We start from the raw sequence: 24,055 nt of genomic DNA, 5'->3' as shown, positions 1-24,055 counted from the left end.
ATCACTCGGGCCGCGCCCGCAGCAGGATCTCGATGCGCCGGTTCTCGGCCGCCTTCGGATCGGCGGGGTTGCGCGGCTGACGGTCGGCATAGCCCTCGATGCGTTCCAGGCGCGCGTCGGGCACGCCGCCGCGCACGAGCATGTAGGAGGCCATCTGTGCCCGGGCCGAGGACAGGCGCCAGTTGTCGTAGACCTCCGAGCGGAAGGGGCGCGCATCGGTGTGGCCGCGCACGACGATCCGGCCGGGCCGGTCCTTGAGGATGCGGGCGACCTGCTCCAGGGCCCGCACCACCTTGGCCTGCGGCTCGGCCGAGCCGACGCTGAACATCGCGAAGTTCACCTCGTCGGTGAGGCTGATGAGGATGCCCTCGCCGGTGCGGCGGACCTCCGTGCGGGGCGCCGGCGCGCCGCCCTGCATCGGCAGCACCTTGGCGATCTCAGCCCTGATCTCGGCCAGCGTCGCGGTCTCGGCGGCATCGGCCGCCTGCCGGGCCTCCTCGGCCGCCCGGGCCTCCGCGGACCTGGCTTCCGCGGCCGCCTTCTCTGCGGCGGACTTCTCGGCGGCCGACTTGGCCTCGGCCGCAGCCTTCGCGTCCTTGTTCGCGTCCTTGGGCGCTTCGGTCTTGGGCGCCTCGGTCTTGGACGCCTCGGTCTTGGGCGCCTCGGCCTTGGCCAGGAGCGCCATCACCCTGGCGTCCGTCTCGCCCGGCAGGGCCGAGGCGACCTTGATCGCGGCCGGCTTCGCCCCGGGGGCGGCCGCGCGCACGTCGGGGCGCGCCTCCTGCGGCAGGGGGGTCACCGTCCCGGTGGACCCGGCCTGCTCGGTGCGTGTCTTGGCGAGGGGCGCCACCTGCCAGTAGAGCGGATCGAAGGGATCGCGGGCGGCCTCGCCGCCCTTGATGCCGGGCTCGCCGGTCTCGGTGACGACCGCGTCAGCCGAGGCCGTCTCCGGGCCGGGCTCGAGCTCGGCGGCGAGCTTGGCCAGGACCGCGTAGGGGTCCTGGAACAGGGCCGCCTCGCGGGCGCGGCTGCCCGGCGGCCCGGAGGCGCTCTTGCCGTCGGTCTTGGCGTCCGACTTCGCGTCGGACTGGCCGCCCTTGCCGTCGGCGCTGCTGTCGCCGGTTCCGCCGTCGGGCTTGCCCTCCTCCGGCGTGGGCTCGCCGGGCTTGTTCTGGGGATCGCGCAGGCCCTTGCGATCGAAGCTCACGTCGGCGAGCTTCACCGGGTTGAAGTACTCGGCGATGGCCGACTTCGTCTCCTTGGTGGTGGAGCCGATCAGCCACAGCACCAGAAACAGCGCCATCATGGCGGTCATGAAATCGGCGAGCGCGATCTTCCAGGCACCGCCGTGGTGACCGTCCTCGTGGTCGCCGTGGCGCCGGATGATGATGATCTCGTGGTGGCCCTCGTCCGCCATCGGGTCAGGCTCCCTGGACCGCGGCGGTCATGAGGCGGCCCCAGGCGCCGAGCTGGGTCTCGATCACGGTCTGGTCGGCCTGCACCGTGACGTCCACGGCCTCGGAGGGCTGGAACGCGAGGGTGGCCTCGAAGGGGCCGAGCTTGCCCGCCACCGCGTCGAGGAGGTCGGCCGGTCCGCTCACCCGCACGGGCGCGCGGGCCTCGCCGAGGATGCGGGCGAGGCTCTGGGCCAGCTCGTCGACGGCCTGGCGGCGCAGGGCCTCGGTGAGCACGGGCACGAGGAGATGCCCCACCCGGTCGGTGAGTCCGGCGCCGAGGGCCTGGAGCGCGTCGGCGAAGCCGGCCGCGAGGCGGTCGCCCTCTTCGACGCACCAGGCCTGGCGCATTTCGATGAGGCGGGCCGCGTGATCGGCCTGCAGGCAGGCGATCACCGAGGCGGACTCGGCCGCAGCCTCCGCCCGGCCGAGTTCGCGTCCGCGCTCCAGGCCCCGGGCCTCGGCGGCGCGGAGCAGGGCCTCGCGGTCCTCGGGCGGTTCCACGGGCTTGCGCATGAGGGCCGCGAGCCCTTCGGAGGGACGGGGCGCGGCGGTGTGGGGCGCGGGGGCGCCGCGCACCGGCACCACGGCGTCGGAGAAGTCGGGCAGGAGGCGGGCGATCGCGGGGGCCATCACGCGGCCTCACGCAGCAGCCAGCGCTTCAGGATCTCGGCGGCCTGCGCCTCGTCGGCCTCGATCATCTGCTCAAGTCTCTTCTGCGGCGAACGGTTCAGCTTCTCGGTCAGATCCTCGATCATGCTGGCGACCGGGCTCTGGCCGGGGGCCGCGAGGCTCGCGACGGCGTCCGGATCGGCGCCGAGGGCGGCGTTGGGACCCGCGAGCGCCGCGTTCGGCGCGGCCGCCGCGAGGGCCTGGGCCTCCGCCGCCGCGGCCAGGGCGCGGGCCTCCTCCTGCTGGGCGGCCGGGATCTCCAGGATGGCCCGCATGGCGGGGCGCAGGCCGAACCAGATCAGCAGGCCGGCGACCAGCAGGATGGTGCCGGCGTTGATGAGGGTCGCCGACTGGCGCATCAGCACGTCGGTGAGGCTGAGGGGGGCCACCGGCTCCAGGGGCTGCCCGTCATTGACGAAGCCGACGGCGGCGACCTTGACGTTGTCGCCGCGCTCCTTGTTGAAGCCCGCGGCCGAGCCGACGAGCTGCTCGATCTCGGCGACCTGCGCGTCGATGGCGGCCTTGCTGGCATCCGGCCCGGCCAGGGCGGCGAGGCGGGCGCGGTTGACGAGGACCGCCACCGAGATGTGCTTGATGTTGTAGCCGTCGCTCACCGTCTGGATCGTCTTCGAGGAGATCTCGTAGTTCGTCAGATCCTCGCGCTTCTGCGTCTCGTTGCTGGCGGTGTCGCCGCCATCCGAGCGGGCGCGCTGGTCGGGCAGGTTCGCCTGCGCGGTGGTGGGCCGCTGGCCGGCGTTGCGGTTCTGCGAGTTCTCGGTCTCGCGCACGGCCCGGGTCGAGCGCTCGACGCGCTGATCGGGATTGAAGATCGTCTCGTTCTGCACCGTCTTGTCGGTGTTCAGGCGCGCCGCGACGCTGACCTCGAAGTTGCCGACGCCGAGATAGGGGGTCAGCGTCCGGCGGATGTTGTCCTGGACCTCGTGGCCGATGGTCTTCTCCAGGGTCGCCATCTTGCCGGTGGGCACCGCGTTGGCATCGTCCCCGGAGAGCAGGAGCGAACCGTCCGAGCCGATCACGGTGACGCGGTCCGGCTTCATGCCGGGCACCGCGGAGGCGACGAGGTGGCGGATCGACTGGGCGCCGCTGACGTCGTCGGCGGGCTCGGTCCGCACCACCACGGAGGCGGAAGGGGGCTGCTGGTCGCGGCGGAACGAGCCCCGGTCGGGCAGCACGATGTGGACCCGGGCGGCCTTCACGCCCTTCATGCCCTGGATGGTGCGGGCGATCTCGCCCTCCAGGGCGCGCACGCGGGTCACCTCCTGCATGAACGAGGTCATGCCCAGCGAGCCGAGGTCGTTGAACAGCTCGTAGCCGGACTTGGCGCTCTGCGGCAGGCCCTTCTCGGCGAGCAGCATCCGGGCCTGGGCGGTGTGGCCGTAGGCGACGAGCACCGCCGCGCCGTCGGCGCTGACGTCGAAGGGGATGTTGGCGTCCTTCAGGACGCTGCCGATGCGCCCGACATCCTCGCGGCTCAGGCCCGTGTAGAGGGGCTCCTGGGCCGGGCGGCTCAGGTAATAGGCGCCGAGGCCGACGGCGAGGAACACCACCACGCCGATGAGCGACAGGGCGGCGATGCGCCGTCCGCCGAGGGCGAGGATGTTGTTCCAGAGCCGTTCGGCGTGCTGAAGACCGGACATTCGGTGGGCTGCTCCGCTTCGGATCCGCGATCCGATCCCGTCCTGTCGCCCGCCAGCCTTGCGCGGAGATTGCGTCGCGACGCGCCGGGCGGCCCGCGCCGCCGAAGCGCTAGAAGAACGACCGGACTAGGCCTCCCACCAGCATGTTCCAGCCGTCGATGAGGATGAAGAACAGCACCTTGAACGGCAGCGAGATCACCGTGGGCGGCAGCATCATCATGCCCATCGACATGACGATGGTGGAGACGATCATGTCGATCACCAGGAACGGCAGGGCGATCAGGAAGCCGATCTCGAAGCCGCGGCGCAGCTCCGAGATCATGAAGGCCGGGATCAGGATGCGCAGGTCGATCTTCTCCCCCCCCTCGGCCTTCGGGATGTTGCGGCTGGCCAGATCCGTGAAGGTCTGGAGGTCCTTCGGGCGGACATGCTGGGTCATGAACTCCCGGAACGGCTCGACGAGCTTCGGGATCGCCTCCACCTCGGAGATCCGGTTCTCCGTGAGCGGCTTCAGGCCCTCCTCCCAGGCCCGGTCGAAGGTCGGCGCCATGACGTAGAAGGTCATGAACAGCGACAGGCTGACGAGGAAGATGTTGGCCGGCGTGCTCTGGAGGCCGAGGCCCGAGCGCAGGAACGAGAACGCGATGGCGAACCGGGTGAAGCTCGTCACCATGACGAGGAGGCCGGGGGCCAGCGACAGCACGGTGAGCAGCGCCACGAGCTGCAGGATGCGCCCGCTCGCCGCCCCGTTCCCGGCCGGCAGCAGCGCATCGAGGGCGGGCAGGCCCGTGGCCGACTGGGCCAGCGCCGGCCCGGCGAGGGCGAGGCCGGCGCCGAGTCCGGCGGCGAGGGCGAGGCCGGCGGTGACGGATCTTGAGAGGGTCGGCACGGTCATGGGCCCCTACTGCACCACCAGCATCTCGACGATCAGCTCGCGGACCTGCCCCTTCGTGCGCAGGGCCACCCGCTCGTTGAGGTCCTCGCGCAGGTGCAGGAGCCCGCTGGCACCCTCAATCTGCTTCAGGGAGACGGTGCGCAGGTAGGCGACGATGTCGGAGCGGATCTCGGCGAGCGCCACGTCCGGGTTCGGCACGGCGCCGGTCTTGAACACGACCGAGGATTCGAGGCGGACCCAGGCGTCGTTGGTGTCGGCGAGGTTGGTGACCACCGAGCCGACGCTGCGCAGGGCGAGGTCGCCGGTGTATTTCAGGACCTTGACCGCCTTGTCCTCCTCGTCCTTCTTCTTGCCGTCCACCGCCTTCTCGACGGTGGACAGGAGGTAGAGGCCGAGACCGCCGCCCGTGCCGATGGCGACGAGGCTGGTCAGGGCGAGGGCCAGGATCCAGCCCTTGCCGCCGCCCTTCTTCGCCGCCGTCTTGTCGTCCTTGGCCGCCATGGTTCCGCTCCCGCCCCCCAGGTCTCAGAACGGCGCCAGGGTCTCGAAGACCTGCTGACCGAAGGTCGGCGCCTGCACGTCCGAGATGCGACCGCGCCCGCCATAGGAGATGCGCGCCTCGGCGATCTTGTCGTAGTCGATGGTGTTCTTGCGCGAGATGTCCCGCGGCCGGACGATGCCCGCCACGGTCAGCACGCGGACCTCGTTGTTCACCCGCACCTCCTGCGAGCCGCTGATGACGACGTTGCCGTTGGGCATCTGCTCGGTGACGATGGCGGCGACCTGGAGGCGCAGCACCTCCGAGCGGTCGATGTTGCCGGCGCCCTTGGTCTCGGTGGAGGAGCGGATGCCGGCATCCGCGGTGGCCGTGTCCTTCAGGGCCGAGACGCCGTAGCCGAAATCGAAGCCGAGGCCCGACTTCTGGCTGCGCGAGCGGTCGCTCGAATTGCCGAACTGCGCCTTGTCGTCGATGAGGATCGAGACCGTGATCACGTCGCCGATGTTGCGGGCGCGTGGATCCTGGAACATCTCGGCGCTGCCCGGCGCCCAGGTCGAGTGGTAGGTCCGGCGCCCGAGGGAGCCGTAGGTGGTCGGCAAGGCCTCGCGTGGCGGCTGCAGGCCGGTGCCGATCGGCGTCAGCAGCGGCGCCTGGCCGATCCGGTCCACCGGCGTGTTGCAGGCGCCGAGGGCGGGCGCCGCCAGCACCAGGATCAGGCCGGCCCGGAACGTGTTGGGAAGCATCAGGATTTCTCGCTCGTGCGGGGCTTCTTGCCCGGCTCGGTCTTACCCGCGCCGGTCTTGCCCATCTCGGTCATCATGCGGGCCAGCTGCGCGGCGCGCGCGGCCTCCATCTCGCTCAGGATCGCGCTCGCGTTCCGGGCGTTGAGCTTGGTCAGGATCGCAGCGGCGCCCTCGTCGGGCATGTTGGCGAGCTGGAGCGCGGCGGCATCCGCCCGCATCTTGGTGTAGATCGCCACCACGCCCTCGTCGGCCTTGGCCAGGAAGGCGTCGCGGCGGGCGAGCCAGGTCTCGTACTCGGCGCGCTTGGCCTCCAGGGCGGCGATCCGCTCCTCGACCTGCCTCTCCAGGGTCGCCAGCTGCTCCTTCTGCCAGGCGAAGCGGGCGTCGGCGGCGGCGTCCGCGATGCTGGCGCAATAGGCCGGTGGCTTCGGCGCGGGCTTGACCGGCTCCGGCTCGGGGGCCCGGACCTCGGCGACCTGCGCCGGTTCGGCGGGCTTCACCTCGGACGCCTTGGCCTCGGACGCCTTGGCATCGGACCCCTTGGCATCGGACCCCTTGGCATCGGACCCCTTGGCCTCGATCGCCCCCGTGGTCTCGATCGGCTGGGACACCACCGTGACGGGCTCGGCCGGGCCGACCGGTGGGATGACGCCGGCGACGGGCTTGTCTGCCACGGGCTTGGCCGCGACGGCGAGGCGGGGCGCGGCCGGCCTCGCCGCGGCCTTCGGGAGCGGGCCCGGGTTCAGCCCCGAGATCGCCGGGCGACCGCCCTCGACGGCGCCGGCCGGGCCGAGGCCGAAGGCGGCGAGCGCCAGGACGCCGACGAACAGGAGGCCGACGAACAGCAGGACCCGCAGCGCCATCAGGGCGAGCCAGCGGGCGGGCCGGGTCAGGCCGGGCGGGCGCACGACGAGGCGGGCCGCCGCGCCCGGCAGGGGATGGCCGTTGGCCGCGCTCATTGCACCACGAGCTCCGCCTGAAGCGCCCCGGAGGTCTTCACCGCCTGGAGGATCGAGATGATGTCGCTGGGCTTGAGGCCGACGTTGTTGAGGCCGCGCACCAGGGTCTGGAGGTCCGAGCCGCCGATGATCGCCATCCGGCCGGACTGCTCGTTGACCGCCACCTCCGTGCGCGGCACCACCGCCGTCTGCCCGTTGGAGAACGGCGCCGGCTGCGAGACTTCGGGGGCCTCCGTCACCCGCACCGTGAGGTTGCCGTGCGTCACCGCCACGGTGGAGATCTGGACGTTGCGGCCGATCACCACCGTGCCGGTGCGCTGGTCGACGACGACGCGGGCCGGGGTGTCGGGGTTGACGGTGAGGTCGCCGATCTCGGCCACGAACCGGGTCTGGGCGATGTTGCTCGGCCGCATCAGGGCGATGGCGCGCTGATCCCGCGGGGCCGCGACCCGGCGGTTGAAGCGCGCCAGCGCGTAGGCGTTGATGGCGTCGGCCACCATGGTGGCGGTCTTGAAGTCGGGGTTCTTCAGCTCGAACACGAGTTCCGGCAGGTCCCGGAAGGTGCCCGGCACCTCGCGCTCGATCAGGGCGCCGTTGGGGATGCGCCCGGCCGTCGGCACGCCCTGGGTCACCGTCTCGGCCTGGCCGCCGACGCTGAAGCCCGAGACCGCGAGGGGCCCCTGCGCGGCGGCGTAGGTCAGGCTGTCGCCGCCCATCAGCGGCGTCATCAGCAGGGTGCCGCCCTTGAGGGAGGTGGCGTCGCCCAGCGAGGTCACGGTGACGTCGATGCGCGAGCCGGTGCCGGTGTAGGGCGGCAGGTCGGCGGTCACCATCACGGCGGCGACGTTGCGGGTGCGCAGGCGGGCGTCGCGGACGTTGATGCCCATGCGATCGAGCATCGACTGCAGGGATTGCTCGGTGAACTGGGCGTTGCGCAGGGTGTCGCCGGTGCCCTGCAGGCCGGTGACGAGGCCGTAGCCCACGAGCTGGTTGTCGCGCACGCCCTTGAGGGTGGCGATGTCCTTGATCCGGGTGCCGGCCAGGGCGGGCGCGGGCAGGGCCAGGAGGATGGCCGCGGCGAGAGCCGGGAGCTTGGCGAGGATTTTGGCCAGGAGGCGGTGCATCAATGGTCCCCGGTCCGGATTCGGCCGTCGGCCATCACGGTGCCGAGCACGATGCGGTTGGTGTCGGTGTTGCGCACGCGGATGACGTCGCCGAGGCCGCCGTTCTGGAGCGGCGCGCCGACGGCGGTGATGAGCAGGCCCTGCTCCTCGAACACGATCTGCGTCGGGGTGCCCCGGCTGACGAGGCGGGGATCGTCGATGGCGTTGACCGGCACCGGCTCGCCCGGGAGCAGCATCCGCTTGGCGACGCGCCCGGAGATCGCCAGGGCGGCGTCGACCACGGCGGTGCGGGCCTTGAAGCTTTCCGGATAGGCCTGCATCCGCAGCATCGACGGCTTGATGGTGTCGCCGGGATAGATCGTCACCGTCGGCACCGGCAGCATCAGGTCCTCGGCCGCGGCCGGCCCGGCCAGCAGCGCGAGCCCGACGGCGGCGAGGCGGCACCGGCTGCGCGGGGAAAGGCCCAGAAGGTGAATACCCATGACGTGGTCGCGCCCTTGGAGAATGCCCGAACGGGCGGCCACGGCCCCGGCGGAGAGCCGGTGCCGCCCGTCGCCGCCGCGCGGAGGTGGGGGTATGGGGCTCAGGCGGCGGCGCCGCCCGACGCGCTTAGCGGATGCCCTTGGAGATCGTTCCGGCCATCTCGTCGGCGGCCTGGATCACCTTCGAGTTCATCTCGAAGGCGCGCTGGGCCGTGATCATGTTGGTGATCTCCTTGACGGGATCGACGTTCGAGCTCTCCAGGTAGCCCTGCTGCAGCTTGCCGAAGCTCGGGTCGCCGGGCACGCCGGTGACGGGGGCACCGGAGGCCGCGGTCTCGCGGTAGAGGCCGTTGCCGAGGGGCTCCAGGCCGGCATCGTTGGCGAAGTTCGCCAGGGTGATCTGGCCCAGGTTCTGCGCCTGCACCTGCCCGTCCACCTTGGCGAAGACCTGGCCCGACTGGTTGATCACCACGTCGACGGCGCCGTTGGGGATGAGGACCGCCGGGTCGAGGGCGTAGCCCTCCAGGGTGACGATCTGGCCGGTGTTGTTGCGGTTGAAGGCCCCGGCGCGGGTGTAGTTGATCTCGCCGTTGGGGTTGGTGATCTGGAAGTAGCCCCGGCCGTTCACCGCGAGGTCGAGCTGGTTGGCGGTGTTGGCGAGCGGCCCCTGGCGGTGCAGGTTGCGGATGGCGGCGGTGCGCACGCCGAGGCCGAGCATCGCGCCCTCCGGCACCGGCTCCTGGCCGGCCTGGTTGGGCACGCCCTGCTGGCGCTCGGCCTGGTAGAGCAGGTCGGTGAACTCGGCCCGCGCCCCCTTGAACCCAGTGGTGTTCAGGTTGGCGATGTTGTTGGCGATGACCTCGAGGTTCATCTGCTGGGCGTTCATGCCCGTGGCCGCGATGGCGAGCGCTCTCATGGTGTCCCGGTCCCGTCGAAGCGTTTGGCAGGGTTGTCCACGCGATCCATCGTCAGATCGGCATGCGGCTGAGCTCGAGATAGGCGGCGACCACCTTGTCCCGGACGGCGATGGCGGTCTGCAGGCTCTGCTCGGCCGACATCACCGCCTCGACCACCTGCTGCGTCGAGGCCTTGCCCTGGATGCCCGAGATGGCGGTGGCCTCGCCGGTGCGCAGGGAGGTGCGCAGCCCCCCGGCGAGCTGCGCCATGACGTCCCCGAAATCGGTGGCGGGACCGGCCGTGGCGGCCGCCGGGATCACGGGGAAGCTCGTGCGCGCCAGCGGCGCGGCCGAGTCGGTGCGGGTGATGCCGGCGGCCCGGTCGAAGGCGGCGAGCGAGGTGAGGGCTTCGATCATCGCGGGTCTCAGGTTCTCAGGAGGTCGATGACGCTGGCGACCATGGCGCGGGCCTGCTTGATCACCTGGACGTTGGCTTCGTAGGAGCGGTTGGCCTCACGGATGTCGGCCATCTCCACCAGCACGTTGACGTTGGGCATCTTCACGTTGCCCTCGGCATCGGCCGCCGGGTTGCCGGGGTCGCGCTCGATGCGGAACGGCGCGTCGTCGGTGCCGATCCGCCGCAGGGCCACGGTGGGGCCGCCCGCGGCCCGGTCCAGGGCGGACCGGAAGGTCACGGTCTTGCGGGCATAGGGGTCCGCCCCGGGGCCATCGCCGACGGATTGCGCGTTGGCGACGTTCTCGGCGGCGATGCGCAGGCGCAGGGACTGCGCCTCCATGCCGGCGCTGGCGAGGCGGGTGGAGGCGGCGAGGGGGTCGATCATCAGCTCTTCACCGCCGCCTTGAGCATCCGGTCGAAGGCCTTGACGATGCCCATGTTGAGGTTGTGGTCGCGGCTGACCTCGCCGGCCTTGAGCATCTCCTGCTCCAGGCTCACCGAGCTCGAGGTCGAGAGCGCGTCCCAGGCCTCGGCGGCCGAGACCGGCTTCGTCGGGATGCGGCCCTCGACGGAGGTGACGTGGGCGCTCTCCGTCAAGGCCATGCCGGCGGAGGCCGTGCGCGCCATCACCTCGGAGAACGGCACCACGTCGCGCGCCTTGTAGTCGGGCGTGTTGGCGTTCGCGACGTTGCTCGCGATGGTCGACTGACGCACCGCGAGGTAGCGCGCCTGCTGCGAGGCCAAGTCGAAGAGGTAGACGCCTGTCACGGTCGGCTCCGGTCCCGATCATTCATGACCGAAGCTTTAGGGAGCCTATCTTGTCCGAGGCTGACGGGGGCGGCGCGCGCCGGCCGCCGCTCAGCGCGCCTCCGCGTTCGCCTCGAGGTCCCGGCCGCGGGTCTCGGGCATGAGGAGGGCCGCGATCGTGCCCACGATGCTGAAGGCCACGAGGTAGTAGGCCGGGGCCAGCTTGTCGCCCGAGACGGCGATGAGCTTGTTCACGAGGTAGTTCGTGCTGCCCCCGAAGATCGAGACCGAGAAGGCGTACACGATGGAGAGGCCGGCGCTGCGCACCGCGCGCGGCAGGGCTTCGGGGATCGCCACGATGATCGCCGCCGCGTTGATCGAGGACAGGGCCGAGAGCAGGAAGGTCACGGCGTAGACCGATGGGCCGGTCGGGTCGCGCACGAGCCAGGCAAAGGCCGGCACGGTCAGCACCACGATGAGCGCGCGGGGCCAGATCATCACCGGGCGCCGGCCGAACCGGTCGGCGAGCCAGCCGCCCAGCAGCGGGAAGACGATGGAGGCGAGGCCGAGGGCGATCGGCACGGCGGTGGAGACCGTCTCGGTGAGCCCGAGGGTGGCCTGGGCGTAGACCGGCATGTTGGTGCCCACCGCGTTGGAGACGGTGGAGGCCGCGATGACGAGGAAGGTCAGGACCAGCATCCGGCCGTGCTCGCGCACCAGGCGCCGGACCACCGCGCGCGTGGACTCGGCCGCGGCCGGGTCGGCGCGCTCGCCGGCGGTCTCGGGCAGGTGGCTGCGGATGATCAGGCCGACGGGGACGACGCCGATGCCCAGCGCGAACATCACCCGCCAGCCCCAGCTGGCCATGGCGTCGTCGCCAACCGCGTAGGTCAGGGCCGAGGCCACCAGGCCGGCGATCAGCGCGGCGCAGCCCTGGCTGGCGATCTGCCAGCTCGCCACGAAGCCGCGCTGCTGCCCCGGCGCGGCCTCCAGGAGGTAGGCGGTGGAGGGGCCGACCTCGCCCCCCAGCGCGAGCCCCTGGATGAGCCGGCCCACGATGACGATGACCTGCGACCAGCCCCCCAGGGTGGCGTAGCCGGGGGCGGCCGCCAGCATCACCATGCCGATGGCCATCAGCGCGATGGTGATCAGCATGGCGGGCTTGCGTCCCGCCCGGTCCGCGAAGGCCCCGATGAGGATGCCGCCGATGGGCCGCATGACGTAGCCGATGCCGAACAGGGCCAGGGAGGCGAGCAGGCTGTCGGTGGCGTTCTGCGAGGGGAAGAACGCCTCCCCGATGGGTTTGGCGAAGAAGGCGTAGATGGTGAAGTCGTAGAACTCGAGGGCGTTGCCGAGCACCACGGCGGCGACCGCCTTGCGTTCGAGGCGCGGGGGTCCCTCGGTGGTTCCGGTCGTGGGCATCGTCGTGTCCTCGTGGGTGTCCGCGGCCGGGCTCATGGCACCGGCACGTCCTGCGTCAGGGCATCGATGGAGAGCAGGTAGCCCAGCAGCGCCTCCTGGTCGGCGGGGCCGAAGCCGGCCGCGGCATCGACCCAGTAGGGGTGCCCCTCGCCCGTCACGCGCGCCGTGCGTGCGGTGGCGGAGGCGCGGTTGGCGGCCACGACCCGCCCGCGCAGGTCCCGGTCCACCAGGGCCCGCAGGCTGTTGCGCGGGTCCGGCGCGAGGCAGCTTTCCAGGGTGCCGGGCACGCCGAGCTGGCCGGCGGGGTCGGTCCCCACCGCCACGCCGCCATCGTGCAGGTAGGGCGCCGACCAAGCGAGGCCGACGAGGTTCGGGACCTTGTAGCCGCCCTCGGTGCCGGCATGGGCCCAGCCGAGCCGGACCTGCTTCAGGGCCTCGCCCTCCAGGGGGATCGGCACGATCCTGGGATCGGCCGGCAGGGGGAACGGCGTGTCGGTCGCGAACATCGACGGCGGTGCGAGGTGCGCCTCCATCTTGGCCCCGGCGCGGGCCCGGGTCGGCTCGGTGCCGATCTCGCCCACGGGCACGATCCGGTTGTTGGTCAGCGCCGGGCCGGCATGGCAGCCGGCACAGCCGGCCCGCGCGAACACCGCGCGGCCGGCCTCGGCCCCAGCCTTCGGGGCGGCCGGCGGACGCAGGAGGTTCTGGAAGGCCGACATGGCGTTGTTGGCGAAGTTCGCCGGCTCCCCGGCCGCGGAGGCGAACAGCCCGTTGTCGGTCATGTAGTTGGTCGCCGGAAAGCTCGGCAGGACGGCGTAGCGGTTGAGGCCGGGCGAGCCCGGCGTCGGGTCGAAGGCGGCCAGGATCGCACTCGGCCGCGTGGCTTTCGTCGGGTCGTAGCGCAGGGCCGGGTTCACCGCCCCCTGGAACAGGATGCCGAGGTAGAGGTCCGGATCGAGGCCGAACAGCCAGGGCGCGGCGGCGGCGAGCTGGGTCGTGTCGGAATTGGCCGCGTGCACGTTGTTGTTCAAAGACGACAGCCCGTGGAAGGGCCCGACCGCCTCGCGCCCGCTCCAGCTATAGGGCTCGCCGTAGGCCGAGAAGCTCGACGGGATCGAGGTCGGGTTCGTCACCCGGTCGGCGGAGGAATCGAAGCTGCCCGGCGGCCAGCTCGCGACCTCGACCTTGGCCGCCGCCTCCAGCTTGTCCCGGTCCGGCAGCACCGCGGTCCCTCCCCCGGCGGTCGGGATCGTGCGGGACGGATCGCCCGCGACGGCCGCGAGGTCGACGCTGCCGTGCATGAAGTAGGCGGAGGCGTTGGCCGAGAGGGCGAGGAGCAGCCCGGCATTGAGGTCGGCGTTCGGCGCCCCCTCCACGACCTTGCCGGATCGGGGATCGACCGCCGCGTGGCAGAGGGCGCAGGTGATGCCGAGGCGCAGGTGGCCCCGGTCGTAGAAGGTCTTCAGACCGATGATGCCGAGGCCGCCCTTTTCGACGTCGAGGCCGGTCGAGACCAGGTCGCCCTTGCGCCACTGGCGTTCGCCGATCCGCACGTCCTGGGCGACGCGGACCTGGAGGTTGTGGGTGGCCGTCCCGCCCAGCAGCAGCACGGCGCGGGCGACCTCGTAGGGCGTCAGGGCGCCGTCGAGCATCCCCATCACGTCGGTGAGGAAGACCTCGTTCCCGAAGGTCTCGGTGTAGAAGGCCTCCCGCCCGCGCGCGATGACGGCTTCGTCGATGGCGAAGGCGCCGGCCTCGGGCGACAGGGTGCGACGCCCCGCCTCGGTGGTGCGCAGGGTCGCGGCCTCCTCCCGGCCGATGCGGCGCCCGAGCACGTCGTAGGCCGTCGAGATCGGGTAGCGGTCGGGGTTCGCGAGGGCCTCCCGCGACGGCGTCGGCGCGTAGCTGAAGCGGCCGAAGCCGGCGAGGCCGGCCCCGGCGGCGAGGAGGACGAAGGAGCCGACGAGAAGGGAACGGGAACGCATGCCGAGGGTCTGTCTCCGGCCTGCAGGGGCCGGCGGACAACGAGTGCCGACGGCCAAGGTTCGATGACGGATGCGCGAGGGGCCGCGCCGCGCCGATCGGGTCTGCGGGACCGCACGGGGTCCGGCCCCTCGGAACCGGCGATCCCTGCGGGCGCTTGCTCCCCCGGGCGGGCCATCCGTCCGGTCGGGAGGACAGCCATGTCGCATGACACCGAAACGCATCAAGCCCTGCTCAGCGCCCTCAAGGCCGCCCAGGGTCGGTCCGACGGCGCCTTCGAGAAGGCCGTCACGGACGCCTTCGCGCATGTCTTCGAGCATCTCGAGCGCCTGAACGCCGTCAGCGGGCCGGACGAGGACCGGCCCCTGCACCCCGGCGAGTCGCCGACCCTGCGCTGAGTCCGCCCCGCGACGGATCCGGCGCCGGGGCGAGACCGGGCCGGCGACGCCTCGGGCCCCCTGCGGCGGGCGCGGAGCTAGCCGCGCCCCGACGACCCCCGGACCACCAGCCGGCCGCTCAGGGTGACCTTGCGGACGGCCTCGCCCGGCGCCTTCAGCCGGTCGAACAGCAGGGCCATCGCCTGGGCGCCGATCTGCGCCACCGGCTGCTCGATCACCGTGAGACCGGGCTCCACCAGGTCGGTCCAGGGGTCGTTGTCGAAGCCCGCGAGGCCGAGCTGGTCCGGGACCGCGAGGGCGAGCGTGCGCGCGGCGCGCACCGCGCCCATCAGCGTCAGGCCGTTCGACAGGATCAGCGCGTCGGGCCGGTCCGGCTCGGCCAGCCAGCGGGTGAGCGTGGCCTCGGCCGCCTCCGCGGTGGGCGGCGCCACGCGGGCCAGGGGCTCGGCGCCGCGATGCCGGAGCGCCGCCTCGTAGGCGGCCTGCCGCTCCTGCGCGGTGGAACTGGTCGAGCCGAACAGCCCCCCGATCCGGCGATAGCCGCGCTCCCAGAGATGATCGACCAGGGCGCCGGTGGCCGCCGCGTTGTCGAGGACGACGCTGTCGTAGGTCCCCGCCGGGCCGGTGCGGTCGATGAAGACCACCGGCACGTCGAGGCTGTCGGCCTTGAGCGATTCCGCCGTTCCGCGCGTGGGCGCGAAGATCACGCCGGTGACGCGCTCCTCCTCCATCAGCCGGAGGTACAGGCGCTCGCGCTCCGGATCCTCGTCGGTGTTGCACAGGATCACCCGCATGCCGGCGGCGTAGGCCGCGTCCTCCACCGCCCGGCTCACCGCCGTGAAGAACGGATTGCGGATATCGGCGACGATCAAGCCGATGGTCTGCGTCGATTGCGAGCGCAGGCGGCGCGCGGACAGATTCGGGCGATATCCGGTCGCCCGAACCGCTGCCTCGACCTGCTGGCGCAGGACGTCGCTGACCGGCCCTCGACCGAGAGCTCGGGAGACCGTGGCCGTCGAGACACCGGCGGCGCGCGCCACGTCACGAATACTGGCACTCATCTGGCGGAGAACGTTTTCAGCGTCATGACGTCGTTCTGGCATCCTGTCCCACCATCGGCAAGCGGCGATACGGCATTATTGCGCCGAATCGCGTTGACACCGATTGTGAAAACGTTTTCATAGTGCCAACGAGCATTTCAACAACCGTTTTTCCGGGAGGAGCACGCCATGCTCGCGCCGACGCCGATCCTACCTCCGCGCCTGCTGATCCAGCTGGGCGCGGCCCCGGCCAGCAAGGAAGCGGCGATCCGCGCGGCGGCCCAGCTCCTCGTCGCGTCCGGCTGCATCGATGCGCCCTACGAGGCCAGCATGCTGCGGCGCGAGGGCGTAGCGAACACCTATCTGGGCCACGGCGTGGTCATCCCGCACGGCATGGTCGACGACCGTCACCACGTCCGCGCCAGCGGGCTGGCGGTCCTGCAGGTTCCGGGCGGGATCGAATGGCACGACGGCCAGGTCGCCCACCTGGTGGTCGCCATCGCGGCGCAGTCGGACACCCACATCACCATCCTGCGCCGCCTCACCCGGCTCATCCAGGACGAGGCGCGCCTCGCCGCCCTGCGCACCACCCCCCGCAAGGAGGAGATCGCCGCGGCCCTCACCGAGGACGCGCCCGCCCCCGGCGCGGCCGGCCCGGCCGGCGACCTCAGGCAGCGCTTCGACTGGACCGTCGACTATCCCACCGGCCTCCACGCCCGCCCGGCCGCCCACTGGGTCGAGACGGCCCGCGCCTGTCCCGCCCGGATCCAGGTACGCCACGGCGCCGAGGTGGCCGACGCCAAGAACCTGATCGCCCTGCTCCAGCTCGGCCTGCGCTGCGGCGACGGGGTGACGATCTCGGCGGAGGGCGACGACGAGGCCGGCGCCCTCGCCCGGATCTGCGCGGCGGTGACGGGCCTGAGCGCGGGGGAGAAGGCCGCCGCCAAGGCCGCGGCGGACGCCGCCGCCCGGGCGGCCGGCCCGGTGGCCGGCTGGAATCCCGCCGATACGCCGCGGGTGCTGGCGGGCCTCGGCGCGAGCCCCGGCCTCACCATCGGCCCCATCCACGTGCTGAGCCAGACGAAGGTCACGGTCCGGGACGAGCCCGAGCCCCTGACGTCGGGCGGCGACCGCCTGCACGCCGCCCTCGCCGCCACCGAGGGCCAGCTCCGGGCGCTGGCGGACGACACCGAACGCCGCCTCGGCAAGACCGATGCGGGCATCTTCCGGGCCCAGGGCGAGCTCATCGCGGACACGGACCTGATCACCCTGGCCTGCCAGCTGATGGTGGAGGGCCACGGGGTCGCCTTCGCCTGGAACCAGGCGGTGGAGCGGATGGCCGGCCGGCTCTCGGCCCTGGGCAATCCCGTGCTGGCCGCCCGCGCGGCGGACCTGCGCGACGTCGGCCGGCGGGTGCTGGCGCAGATCGACCCGTCGCTCAAGAGCGGCCACGACCTGCCGGACGTACCCTGCATCCTCATCGCCCCCGATCTCGCCCCGTCCGACACCGCGGGCCTCGATCCCACCCGGGTGATCGGCCTCGCCACGGCCCAGGGCGGCCCGACCTCGCACACCGCGATCCTCGCCCGCACCCTCGGCATTCCCGCCCTGGTGGCGGGCGGCCCCGCCCTGCTCGCCCTGGAGAACCACACCCCCGCGATCCTCGACGGCGGCACCGGCCGGCTCTACCTCGATCCGAGCGCCGCCGACCTCGCCTCCGCCCGGGACTGGAGCGCGCGCCAGCGCGCCAAGGCCGAGGAGGAGGCCCGCGCGCGCGCCCTGCCCGCCCGCACCCGGGACGGGCACGCGGTCGCCATCGGGGCCAACGTCAACAATCCCGAGCAGGTGCCCTTCGCCCTGGACCAGGGCGCGGAGGGCGTGGGCCTGATGCGCACCGAGTTCCTGTTCCTCGAGCGTGGCGACACGCCCACCGAGGACGACCAGTACGCCACCTACCGGGCGATGCTGGACGCCCTCGCCGGCCGTCCCCTCATCGTGCGCGCCCTCGACATCGGCGGCGACAAGCAGGTGGCCCACCTGCACCTGCCCCGTGAGGAGAACCCCTTCCTTGGCGTGCGCGGCGCCCGGCTGCTCCTGCGCCGGCCCGACCTGATGGAGCCGCAGCTGCGGGCCCTCTACCGGGCGGCGAGGAATGGAATTCCCGCCGATGCGGCCACCGGCAAGGAGGCCCCCCTGTCGATCATGTTCCCGATGATCACCTCGGTGCCGGAGGTGCTCGCGCTCCGGGCCCATTGCGACCGCATCCGGGCCGAACTCGACGCGCCGGAACTGCCGCTCGGCATCATGATCGAGGTGCCGGCCGCCGCGATCCAGGCCGACGCCCTGGCCCGGCACTGCGATTTCTTCTCGATCGGCACCAACGACCTGACGCAGTACGCCCTAGCCATCGACCGCCAGAACACCGAACTCGCGCCGGAGGCCGATTCCCTGCATCCGGCGGTGCTGCGCCTGATCCACCTGACCTGCGAGGGCGCCGCCCGGCACAAGCGCTGGGTCGGCGTCTGCGGCGGCATCGCCGGCGATCCGTTCGGCGCCTGCCTGCTCGCCGGCCTCGGGGTCGACGAATTGTCGATGACCCCGCGCGACGTGGCCTCCGTGAAGGCGCGCCTGCGGGCGAGCGAGATGGGCGCGCTGCGGGCCCTGGCCGCCCGGGCCTGCGCCCAGGAGGACGCGGCCGCAGTCCGGGCCCTGGCCGTCCTCCTCGACGGAGAGCCCGCATGACCCGCGTGGTCACCCTCACCCTCAACCCGGCCCTCGACCGGACCGTGATCCTCGACGTCCTCCGGCCCGGCCACGTCCACCGGGCGCGCAGCACCCGGTCGGATGCGGGCGGCAAGGGCGTCAACGTCGCCGCCTGCCTCGCCGACTGGGGCGTGCCGGTGGCCGCCGCCGGCCTGCTCGGCCAGGACAATGCCGGGCCGTTCGAGGCCCTGCTCGCGGCCAAGGGCATCGCGGATCGCTTCGTCCGGATCCCGGGCGAGACCCGGACCAACCTGAAGCTGGTCGACGGCACCGGCGGCGACACCACCGACATCAACCTGCCGGGCCTCGCCGTCGAGGCCGGCAGCCTCGCCGCCGTCCGGGCGATGCTGCGCGAGGCCGTGGAGCCCGGCACCCTGGTGGTGCTGGCCGGCAGCCTGCCGGGCGGCGTGGCCCCGCCGATCTACGCGGAGATCGCCGCCGAGCTGCGGCCGCTGGGCGCCCGCCTCGTCCTCGACGCCTCCGGCCCCGCCCTGGCGGCGGCCCTGGCCGCCCCGGCCGCGGCCCTGCCCTTCGCGGTCAAGCCCAACCGGCACGAGCTCGAGGAGTGGGCCGGGCGGTCCCTGCCGGATCTGGCCGACGTGGCGGCGGCGGCCCGGGGCCTGGTGGCCCGCGGCATCCCCCTGGTGGTGGTCTCGCTCGGTGCCGAGGGGGCGCTGTTCGCCAGCGCCGACGGCACGGACCTGGCCCATCCGCCCGCGACCCGGGTGACCAGCACGGTGGGCGCGGGCGACGCCCTCGTGGCCGGCCTCGTGGCGGGCCTGCAGGCGGGCCTGGACCGGACCGCCACCGCCCGGCTCGCCCTGGCCTTCGCGGCCGGCAAGCTCGGGCTTGCGGGCGCCAACCTGCCCGCCCGCGACACGGTCCTGGCCCTCGCCGCGGCGGTACGGGTGGAGCCCCTCACGGCCTCGGCCTGAGGCACGGACCTTCGACGCAGCACGACGACGCACCGGCGGGCCGGGACGCGCCGTAAGGTGAGGAAACCATGGGGAGGAAGCCATGACGCAGGTGCTCGCAGTGGTGGGCGGTGGGGATCTCGGCCTGCACGCGGTGCTGGCCGGCGAGGCCCTGCGCGAGGCGGCGGGCCGGCGCAACCAGCCCCTGGACCTGGAACTGCGCGGCAAGGGCGTGCCCGGCACCGCCCTGAGCGCCGGCGCCATCGCCCGGGCCGACGCGGTGCTGCTGGTGGGCGAGGGCGACCTCGATGAGGGGCGCTTCGGGGCCATGCGCCGGGCCCGGATCCGCATCGAGGACGTGCTCACCGACGCCCACGCGGTGCTCGACCGGTTCCTCGGGGGGGCGGGCGAGGCAGCCGCGGCGACGGACGGGGCGCCGAGCGGACGCCGGCGGATCGTCGCCATCACCTCCTGCCCCACCGGCATCGCCCATACCTTCATGGCCGCCGAGGGCATCCAGGCGGCGGCCGAGGCCCTCGGCTACGCCGTCCGGGTCGAGACGCAGGGGTCGGTGGGCGCCCGCGACGCCCTGACCGCCGAGGAGATCGCGGCGGCCGACCTCGTGCTGATCGCCGCCGATACCGGGGTCGACCGGACGCGCTTCGCCGGCAAGCGGCTCTACGCCACCAACACCAAGGCGGCGATCCGCGACGGCAAGGGCTTGCTGGCCACGGCCTTCGCCGAGGCGCAGCGCCAGCCCGACGCGGGGACCACCGCGGCGGACAGGTCGGCCCGTCCGGCGGCGGCGGAGGAGAAGAAGGCGGGCGCCTACAAGCACCTGATGACCGGCGTCTCGTTCATGCTGCCCTTCGTGGTGGCGGGCGGCCTGCTCATCGCCCTGGCCTTCGCCGTCGGCGGCATCGACGCGATGAAGCCCGACCACGCCGGCACCCTGGGCTTCGCCCTGGGGGAGATCGGCGCCAAGGCGGCCTTCGCGCTCATTGTTCCGGTGCTGGCCGGCTACATCGCCTTCTCCATCGCCGACCGGCCCGGCATCGCGCCGGGGATGATCGGCGGCATGCTCGCCGCCAACCTGCAGGCGGGCTTCCTCGGCGGCATCGCGGCGGGCTTCATCGCCGGCACCACCACCGCCTTCCTCAACCGGCACATCCGCCTGCACCGGAACCTGGAGGGCCTGAAGCCGGTCCTGATCCTGCCGCTGCTGGCCACCGCCGTCACCGGCCTGCTCATGGTCTACGTCGTCGGCGTGCCCGTGGCGGCCATCCTGGCGGCGCTCACGGACTGGCTGCGCAGCATGCAGGGGGCGAGCGCCGTCGTGCTCGGTCTGGTGCTCGGCGGCATGATGGCGGTGGATATGGGCGGCCCGGTCAACAAGGCCGCCTATGCCTCCGCCGCCGCGCTGATCGCATCGGGCATCACCGCGCCCATGGCCGCCGTGATGATCGGCGGGATGACGCCCCCCCTGGGGATCGCGCTCGCCACCCGCCTGTTCCCCGGACGCTTCTCGCAGGCCGAGCGCGAGGCCGGCGCCGCCGCCGCGGTGCTCGGCGCCGCCTTCATCACCGAGGGGGCGATTCCCTTCGCGGCGGCCGATCCCCTGCGGGTGATCCCCGCGATGGTGGCGGGCTCGGCGCTGGCCGGCGCCGTGGCGCTCAGCCTCGGGGTCGAACTGAAGGTGCCCCATGGCGGCCTCTTCGTCCTGCCGATCCCCAACGCGGTGACCAACGTCCCCGGCGCCCTGATCGCCCTGGTGGTCGGCACCCTCGTCACCGGGCTGCTCGTCGGCCTGCTCAAGACGCGCGCCGCCTGAGCCCGGCCGTCCCCCCTCCGTGGGGGAGGAACCCGCGCCGGGGCTGCGAACGATCGGACTACGACCACCCAACCCGGCACCAAGACCGGCCACGCGAACACCACGGACCATGAGGGGACGACAGATGGGCACGGGATTGAAGACGGCTGCCATCGGCCTGGGACTGGTAACGCTGACGCTCGGACCGCAGGCACAGGCGCAGGATGCGGCCGCCGCCGGGTTCGGCGTTACCGACACGGCTCAGCGCCCGGCGCTGCGCTCTCCGGGCCGATTGCCGCCCCGTCCCGACGGCCAGGACATCACCGGAGCGCAGAGCGCGGCCGGGGCGGCGGACACCCTGGGCCAGAGCGCGACGCCCGCCACCCTTCCCACCGGCGTGTTCGATCTCGGCCACGGCCTCACCCTCAGCGCCAACTACACCGGCCAGGCCGCCGCCAACCCCATCGGCGGCATCCGCCAGGGCCGCGCCTATGCCGGGCAGCTGTTCTTCGGCATCGATGCCGACCTCGACCGCATCGCCGGCCTCGCCGGAGGCGCCCTCCACGTCGCCGTCACCAACCGCCACGGCGACAACCTCGCGGGCGACTTCATCGGCAACAACACCTCCGTCCAGGAGATCTACAGCGGCGGCCAGACCACCCGCCTCACCCTGCTCAGCTACGAGCAGAAGCTCCTCGACGACCGCCTCGTGGTCGAGTTCGGCCGCCTCGTGGCCAACATCGCCTTCCTCAACTCGCCGCTCTACTGCAACTTCCAGTCCAATTCCGCCTGCGGAAACCCGACCTTCGTCTTCAAGACCTCGAACTTCACCTTCTGGCCCGTCTCCAGCTGGGGCGCCCACGCCAAGGCCTGGCTCACCGACCGCATCTTCGTCCATGCCGGCGTCTACGAGGTCAATCCCCGCCACCAGCAGCCCGGCGACAACGGCCTCGACCTCTCCACCCGCGGCGCCACCGGCGCGGTCCTGCCCTTCGAGCTCGGCTACTCTACCACCTTCGCCAACGACCCCCTGCCCCGCAACTACGGCATCGGCGGATGGTACGACGCCTCCGACTACGCCGACCCCGTGCGCGACATCACCGGCCAGCGCGCCGTCCTCACCGGCCTGGCCCCCGCCACCCGCTTCGGACGCTCGGGCGTCTATGCGCGCTTCGACCAGATGGTCTGGCGCCCCGATCCCGGCGCCGTCCAGGGCCTGACCCTGTTCGGCGTGGCCATGGCGGGCACCTCCGGGCGCCTCGTCGAGGACTACTTCCTCGAGATCGGCGCCCTCCAGACCGGCACCTTCGCGGGCCGGCCCTTCGACACCCTGGGCTTCGTCGTCAACACCCAGCGCTTCTCGCCCCTGGCCCTGTCCAACATCGCCGCCGTCCAGGGCACCCTCGGCCTCGACCGCGCCCTGCCCCGCCAGCAGATCATGATGGAGCTCAACTACGGCATCCAGGTCACCCCCGCCGTCCGCCTCACCCCCAACCTCCAGTACATCATCAACCCCGACCAGACCCGCTTCCCCGCCTACCCAAAGAACATCCCCGATGCCCTCGTCGTCGGCGCCAAGCTCTCCGTCGACCTCTTCACCCTCGCGGGCCTCGCCACAGGACCCGGGGCGTACTGACGCGGCGGCTCCGGGGATCGGGTCCCGTGGGCCTGCGCATCGCCTGCGGCGGCCGGGACCTTCTCAGGCCCGCTCCGCCGAAGGCTCCGGCATGCGCGTGAGGAGGAGCGCCGAACCGATGCCGATGGCCGCCGAGACGAGGAACGCCGCCGTGAAGCCGCTCCAATCGACGATGCTCCCGGCCAGCACGTTCGAGAGGGCGATGGCGACGCCCTGGACCGTGGCGATCACCCCCGAGGCGAGGTTGTAGCGGGCCTTGTCCTCCATGAGGTCGGCGATCACCAGGGGCTTGATGGCGCTGTAGAGGCCGGTGCTGACGCCCTCCAGGCCCTGCACCGCGAAGAGCCAGATCGCGTCGTCCGACAGGGTGTAGAGCAGCGCGCGCACCGGCAGCATCGCGAAGGCGAACAGGAGGATCGGTTTCCGGCCCCAGCCGTCGGCGAAGCGCCCGACCAGGATGGCCATGGGCAGCATCACCGCCTGCGCCGCCACGATGGTCGTCGAGGTGATGGCGGCCGACCAGGTCTCGTGGGCCAGGGAGATCTTCTGCGCGACCAGGGAAGCCATCGGCCCGTTGGCGAGCTGGAACAGGAAGATCGCGGCGGCGAAGACGAGGAGCGGGCGATTGCCGAGGAGCACCTTGAAGGCGGCCCCCGAGCGCGGCTTCGGCTTCACCCCCTCGGCGAGCTCCCGCCCGACGATGTCCCGGGGAATTGACAGGACCGCCGCGGCGGCCGCGAACGACAGGGCCGGCACGAGGAAGAACACCGCCCGGTCGGGAAAGCCGTAACCGACCAGCGCGATCAGGACGGCGATGACGACGTTGCCGGCCCGGTACCAGGCGCTGTTGCGGCCCATCCGGCGCGACAGGCGCGCCTTCGGGAAGATGCCGAGGGTGAGGCCCGCGATGGTCGGGGTGAAGCTGCTGCCCGCCGTGGTCAGGACCGTGAAGGCGAGGAGCACCGGCCAGAATTGCGGCCAGAGCGCAATGACCACCGCCCCGGCGGAGGCCGCCATCAGAGCGGCCACGATGGCCCAGCGCTTGTCGCGCGCGCGGTCGATGACGGCCCCGAGGGGGGCCTGCAGGCCGACGCCGACGAGCCCCGCCAGGGTCGTCACGAGGCCGACCGTGGTCGCGCTCCATTCGCGGTGCACCAGCAGGAAGACGTTGAGGTAGGGCCGCAGCCCGCCATTCACGTCGACCAGGGTGAGGTTGAGCAGGTCGAACTTGCGCGGATGCAGGTCCTTCGCGGTGCCCGCCTCGTCTTGTCCCTCATCTTGGCCGCCGTCTTGTTCCGCCCTGTGCGCCATCGGTCTGTGTTGCCCGTTCCGGTCCCGCTGTGACCGGATGTGACGTCCCGGCGGTCGTTGTGTTCCCGGGCGGGCGGCATTGGGAGGACGACGAGGGGGTCGGGCATGGTCGCCCCCAGGCGCGCATGGCGCGACCCGCCACGGCGGAGGCCGGGCGGGTCGGTGTGAGATCTTGTCGGTCGGGAACGGCTC

Annotated in this window: 22 protein-coding genes; 5 read left to right on the top strand and 17 right to left on the bottom strand. The window is 72.5% G+C overall.

Annotation, left to right across the window (positions count from 1 at the left end; genetic code table 11):
- Position 1: 1 nt before the first annotated feature.
- From ASF20_RS19770 to ASF20_RS19700, 15 genes are all read right to left on the bottom strand, one after another.
- The gene (locus tag ASF20_RS19770; RefSeq protein WP_056277218.1) at positions 2 to 1,417 is read right to left on the bottom strand and encodes a MotB family protein; all 1,416 of its coding nucleotides are present in this window, start codon (positions 1,415 to 1,417) and stop codon (positions 2 to 4) included.
- A 4-nt stretch (positions 1,418 to 1,421) separates the two neighbouring features.
- Positions 1,422 to 2,087, bottom strand: coding sequence for a hypothetical protein (locus ASF20_RS19765; protein WP_056277213.1), 666 nt, complete (start codon positions 2,085 to 2,087; stop codon positions 1,422 to 1,424).
- Entirely contained in the window at positions 2,087 to 3,784 is a 1,698-nt protein-coding gene (gene fliF, locus ASF20_RS19760) for a flagellar basal-body MS-ring/collar protein FliF (protein WP_056277209.1), read from the bottom strand. Before fliF ends, ASF20_RS19765 begins: the two co-directional genes overlap by 1 nt.
- Before the next feature lie 109 nt (positions 3,785 to 3,893).
- Positions 3,894 to 4,679, bottom strand: a complete 786-nt coding sequence (fliP, locus tag ASF20_RS19755; protein ID WP_056277206.1) for a flagellar type III secretion system pore protein FliP — start codon at positions 4,677 to 4,679, stop codon at positions 3,894 to 3,896.
- A 6-nt stretch (positions 4,680 to 4,685) separates the two neighbouring features.
- Complete coding sequence (locus ASF20_RS19750) at positions 4,686 to 5,180, bottom strand: flagellar basal body-associated FliL family protein (RefSeq protein ID WP_056213255.1); 495 nt, start codon at positions 5,178 to 5,180, stop codon at positions 4,686 to 4,688.
- 24 nt (positions 5,181 to 5,204) lie between these two features.
- Positions 5,205 to 5,921, bottom strand: coding sequence for a flagellar basal body L-ring protein FlgH (gene flgH / locus ASF20_RS19745; RefSeq protein ID WP_055957344.1), 717 nt, complete (start codon positions 5,919 to 5,921; stop codon positions 5,205 to 5,207).
- Entirely contained in the window at positions 5,921 to 6,421 is a 501-nt protein-coding gene (locus ASF20_RS25370; RefSeq protein WP_348271553.1) for a MotE family protein, read from the bottom strand. Before ASF20_RS25370 ends, flgH begins: the two co-directional genes overlap by 1 nt.
- A 455-nt stretch (positions 6,422 to 6,876) precedes the next feature.
- Positions 6,877 to 8,004 carry a flagellar basal body P-ring protein FlgI gene (flgI, locus tag ASF20_RS19735; protein ID WP_056277203.1) on the bottom strand — a complete coding sequence of 376 codons (1,128 nt, stop codon included), beginning with the start codon at positions 8,002 to 8,004 and terminating at the stop codon, positions 6,877 to 6,879.
- Positions 8,004 to 8,387, bottom strand: coding sequence for a flagellar basal body P-ring formation chaperone FlgA (gene flgA / locus ASF20_RS19730; RefSeq protein WP_244472565.1), 384 nt, complete (start codon positions 8,385 to 8,387; stop codon positions 8,004 to 8,006). Before flgA ends, flgI begins: the two co-directional genes overlap by 1 nt.
- Positions 8,388 to 8,613: 226 nt before the next feature.
- The gene (gene flgG / locus ASF20_RS19725; RefSeq protein ID WP_056213247.1) at positions 8,614 to 9,402 is read right to left on the bottom strand and encodes a flagellar basal-body rod protein FlgG; all 789 of its coding nucleotides are present in this window, start codon (positions 9,400 to 9,402) and stop codon (positions 8,614 to 8,616) included.
- A 52-nt stretch (positions 9,403 to 9,454) separates the two neighbouring features.
- Positions 9,455 to 9,799, bottom strand: a complete 345-nt coding sequence (locus ASF20_RS19720; RefSeq protein WP_056213245.1) for a flagellar hook-basal body complex protein FliE — start codon at positions 9,797 to 9,799, stop codon at positions 9,455 to 9,457.
- An 8-nt stretch (positions 9,800 to 9,807) separates the two neighbouring features.
- On the bottom strand, positions 9,808 to 10,224 hold the full coding sequence (gene flgC, locus ASF20_RS19715; protein WP_056213243.1) for a flagellar basal body rod protein FlgC: 417 nt from the start codon (positions 10,222 to 10,224) through the stop codon (positions 9,808 to 9,810).
- Positions 10,224 to 10,607, bottom strand: coding sequence for a flagellar basal body rod protein FlgB (gene flgB / locus ASF20_RS19710; protein WP_056277199.1), 384 nt, complete (start codon positions 10,605 to 10,607; stop codon positions 10,224 to 10,226). The genes flgC and flgB overlap by 1 nt, the downstream gene beginning before the upstream one ends.
- 90 nt (positions 10,608 to 10,697) lie before the next feature.
- Positions 10,698 to 12,008, bottom strand: coding sequence for an MFS transporter (locus tag ASF20_RS19705; protein WP_056277303.1), 1,311 nt, complete (start codon positions 12,006 to 12,008; stop codon positions 10,698 to 10,700).
- A gap of 32 nt (positions 12,009 to 12,040) precedes the next feature.
- Positions 12,041 to 13,993, bottom strand: coding sequence for a hypothetical protein (locus ASF20_RS19700; protein ID WP_056277194.1), 1,953 nt, complete (start codon positions 13,991 to 13,993; stop codon positions 12,041 to 12,043).
- A 198-nt stretch (positions 13,994 to 14,191) separates the two neighbouring features.
- On the opposite strand from ASF20_RS19700, the gene ASF20_RS19695 reads away from it, so the two are divergent.
- A complete protein-coding gene (locus ASF20_RS19695) occupies positions 14,192 to 14,389 on the top strand; it encodes a hypothetical protein (protein WP_056277190.1) in 198 nt (65 codons plus the stop codon).
- Positions 14,390 to 14,466: 77 nt separating this feature from the next.
- On the opposite strand, the gene ASF20_RS19690 is transcribed toward ASF20_RS19695, so the two are convergent.
- Positions 14,467 to 15,450 (bottom strand): LacI family DNA-binding transcriptional regulator, encoded by a 984-nt coding sequence (locus ASF20_RS19690; RefSeq protein WP_056213236.1) that lies wholly within the window; start codon positions 15,448 to 15,450, stop codon positions 14,467 to 14,469.
- Positions 15,451 to 15,618: 168 nt separating this feature from the next.
- On the opposite strand from ASF20_RS19690, the gene ptsP reads away from it, so the two are divergent.
- The 4 genes from ptsP (at position 15,619) to ASF20_RS19670 (ending at position 22,552) form a co-directional block, all read left to right on the top strand.
- Positions 15,619 to 18,171: a phosphoenolpyruvate--protein phosphotransferase gene (gene ptsP, locus ASF20_RS19685; RefSeq protein WP_056277187.1), complete on the top strand. Its 2,553-nt coding sequence runs from the start codon at positions 15,619 to 15,621 to the stop codon at positions 18,169 to 18,171.
- Positions 18,168 to 19,127, top strand: a complete 960-nt coding sequence (gene pfkB / locus ASF20_RS19680) for a 1-phosphofructokinase (protein WP_056277184.1) — start codon at positions 18,168 to 18,170, stop codon at positions 19,125 to 19,127. The genes ptsP and pfkB overlap by 4 nt, the downstream gene beginning before the upstream one ends.
- Positions 19,128 to 19,209: 82 nt before the next feature.
- Positions 19,210 to 20,937 carry a fructose-specific PTS transporter subunit EIIC gene (locus ASF20_RS19675; RefSeq protein ID WP_056277181.1) on the top strand — a complete coding sequence of 576 codons (1,728 nt, stop codon included), beginning with the start codon at positions 19,210 to 19,212 and terminating at the stop codon, positions 20,935 to 20,937.
- 109 nt (positions 20,938 to 21,046) lie between these two features.
- A complete protein-coding gene (locus tag ASF20_RS19670) occupies positions 21,047 to 22,552 on the top strand; it encodes a carbohydrate porin (RefSeq protein WP_244476505.1) in 1,506 nt (501 codons plus the stop codon).
- 63 nt (positions 22,553 to 22,615) lie between these two features.
- On the opposite strand, the gene ASF20_RS19665 is transcribed toward ASF20_RS19670, so the two are convergent.
- On the bottom strand, positions 22,616 to 23,863 hold the full coding sequence (locus ASF20_RS19665; RefSeq protein ID WP_056277175.1) for an MFS transporter: 1,248 nt from the start codon (positions 23,861 to 23,863) through the stop codon (positions 22,616 to 22,618).
- Between the last annotated feature and the right edge of the window lie 192 nt (positions 23,864 to 24,055).

The sequence above is a fragment of the Methylobacterium sp. Leaf88 genome, from assembly GCF_001422795.1.
In the GTDB taxonomy this organism is placed as follows: Bacteria; Pseudomonadota; Alphaproteobacteria; order Rhizobiales; family Beijerinckiaceae; genus Methylobacterium.
This window is presented reverse-complemented; position numbering and strand designations above follow the sequence as displayed.